At 63.1% G+C, this 2617-nt stretch carries 2 protein-coding genes; both read right to left on the reverse strand.

Annotated features, from left to right (window positions below):
* Positions 1 to 472: flagellar export chaperone FliS (fliS, locus tag FVW27_RS12825; protein ID WP_167125703.1), on the reverse strand; the 472-nt coding region annotated here is incomplete at its 3' end.
* A 156-nt stretch (positions 473 to 628) separates the two neighbouring features.
* A complete protein-coding gene (fliD, locus tag FVW27_RS12830) occupies positions 629 to 2362 on the reverse strand; it encodes a flagellar filament capping protein FliD (RefSeq protein ID WP_167125705.1) in 1734 nt (577 codons plus the stop codon).
* Positions 2363 to 2617: the final 255 nt, after the last annotated feature.

Below are 2617 nucleotides of genomic sequence, written 5' to 3' on the forward strand. Positions count from 1 at the left end.
GCTTGCTCAGCGGCGGCATCTGCGCGGTGGGCAGTGGCACGCGCGAAGGCGCGGCGTTGGCGGGCGTGCGGCTGGCGGCCATGCTGGCCCCCACGGCCATGGCCTCCGGGGTATTGACGATCTGGCCGTAGGCACCGCGCAGGCCGGACAGGATCTTGATCACCTCGTCAATGAACGCCACGTCCATCTTCAGGTTGGCGTTGAGCAGGCGGGTGGAGCAGTAGAAGTACAGCTTGTGCAGGTTCTCCGCCAGTTCGCCGCCCTTTTCCAGGTTCAGGCTGGCGTCCAGTTCGTTGACGATGTCCAGGGCCTTGGAGATCAGGATGCCCTTGCCCGCGTAGTCGCGCTCGGCGATCTTTTCCTTGGCCTGGTTCAGGAACTTGACGGCCCCGTCATACAGCAGGAGCAACAGCTCGCCCTGGGTGGTCGTGGTGACCTGAGTCTGTAGGTAGGCGTGTGCGGCCTTCTGCATTGCAATCTCCCGGTGTATGCGCCCGCGTGGTGCTGCGGTGAGTGTGCCGCGGGTTGTGGTCGTTTCCCGCGTGGTGGCGGGGGATGTTGGTCTGGTGCGCGCCGATGGCGATCGCCCCGGTCGCCCCGGTCGTCGTGGTCGCGCCGGTTGTCGTGGTTACGAAGACGTGGACGAGGACAACGATTTGATCTGGCTGGCCACCGACTTGTTGAGCGCGTCGTAGCGGGCCAGGGTGGCCTCCAGCCGCGAGTAGCGCAGCCGTTCGCGCCGTTCCCACTGGGTGACGCGGTCCACTTCCTTGTCGATCTTCTTCTGTATGTCGTCCATGATGCCCTGGTAGTTGTCTTCCAGGATCTTCAGCGCGCCGTCGCTGCCCAGCATGTCCTTGAGCTGGTCGCTGAGCCCGCTGAGCTTGCCTTCCTTGATGCGTATGCGGCTCGAGTAGCTGCCCTGCGAAAGGTTGTCGACCTGTAGGGCAAGGCCTCGGGCGTCGCCCTCGATGGCGGTGATCTGCTTGTTCGCGTTGTCCACGTTGGCGCGCTTGCCGCCGACGTAGGCGTTGACGATGTTGCCGGAAGCGTCCACGTCGTAGGTCACGTCGTAGATGCCCGCCTTGGTCACGCCCTTGACGTGCGAGTAATAGCTGAAGTCGGACGAGTCGGACTCCGGCAGCCCGTCGGCGGCAAACAGTTCCGCCACGTCCGCGGGGTTGGCCTTCAGGGCTTCGTCCAGTTTTTCCTCATCCAGTTCCAGCAGGCCGGCGTTCAGGCTGTTGGTCTCGGCATTGGTCAGGATGCCGATGTGCGCCAGCGACGAATACACGTCGCCGCGCAGCAGGTTGCCGTCCTTGTACTGGTATTCGAAGCCCGCGGCCTTGTCCGCCGTGGCCATCTTGAGTTGCGTGGACAGCAGTTGCACGCCGTAGTTGCCGGTAAGGATGGACCCCTTCTGCATGGAGTACAGCGACGCGGCCTTGTCAGGGTTGTCCACCTCCTTGGAACTGTTGACGGCTGTCAGGTCCTTGATCTTCGCCCGCACGGCGTTCATGGCATCCACGAACGCCTTTACGTTATCCTTGATCTTGCCGGTGTCGGTGGCCACCGAAATCTGGGTGGTGCCCACGTCCTTGAGGGTGATGGTCATGCCTTCGACGGCGCTGGTCAACGTGTTGGACGTGGATTCCAGCCAGGTGGCGGCGGGCCAGCCGTTGACCCGATACTTGGCGTTCTGGTTGGCCTGCACGCTCCAGTTGGCGACATTGCTGGGAAGTCCGGTGACGGTGGTACCCGCACCTACCGACAGCGTGGCGTTGGCCCCCAGATCCATGCCCCGGAACTGGAAGGTGTAGCCGGTGCCGTTCTGCACCAGCATGGCCTTTACCCCCGGGTTCTGGGGGTCGTTGTTGATCATGTTCTTGAGGCTGTCGATGGTGGTGCCGCTGGGCACCGTGAGCGTGCGGGTCTTGCCCATGTAGGTGTAGACGAACTGCTGGTCGCTGCCGGAGTCGTTGACCTTGGTTTTCTTGTCGGCGAAGGCGGTGTTGAAGGTCCAGATGGAACTGGAGGCCAGTTGCCCCACCTCGATCTTGTAGTTGCCTTCAAGCACGCTGGAATCGGTGGTGGCGCTGGCCACGGTTTCTGCGGAACTGGTTGCCGTTTTCACCAGGAACTTGTTCATGGAACTCATGGCGTCCACGGTGTCCTTGAGCGTGGCGATTTCCGTGCGCAACTCGCCAAAGGCGTCCTGACGCTTCTGCCAGTCGGCCTTCCACAGGGTAAGGCGCTTTTGCGGAATCTGCTCGATGGACTTCATCTGGTCGATGACCTTGGAGAAGTCCGTGCCGTTGCCGAGCCCGGAAAAGTATACGCCGCCGGATGCCAGATCGACCATGATGCACCTCTTCGTCGGAAGAAATTTCCCGATGGGGGTCTCCCGCCGTTGGGGCTGCAAGGCTGGTGCCAGAATGGTACCGCCTGTCCCCTGTGAAACCTTATCGGCGGGGGAGCGGAGGGCTTTAGGTTGGGGGGAGGGTGCGGTTGCGGAGTCGGCACAAGGTAAGGGGGCGGCGAAAGACGGGGGGAGCGGGGGCGCGGGGTGAAAGGCCGACGCGGGGGCGGATGCGGGCGGCTGGGGGCTCCTGGCGGA

This window comes from Nitratidesulfovibrio liaohensis (genome assembly GCF_011682075.1).
Taxonomy (GTDB): domain Bacteria; phylum Desulfobacterota; class Desulfovibrionia; order Desulfovibrionales; family Desulfovibrionaceae; genus Cupidesulfovibrio; species Cupidesulfovibrio liaohensis.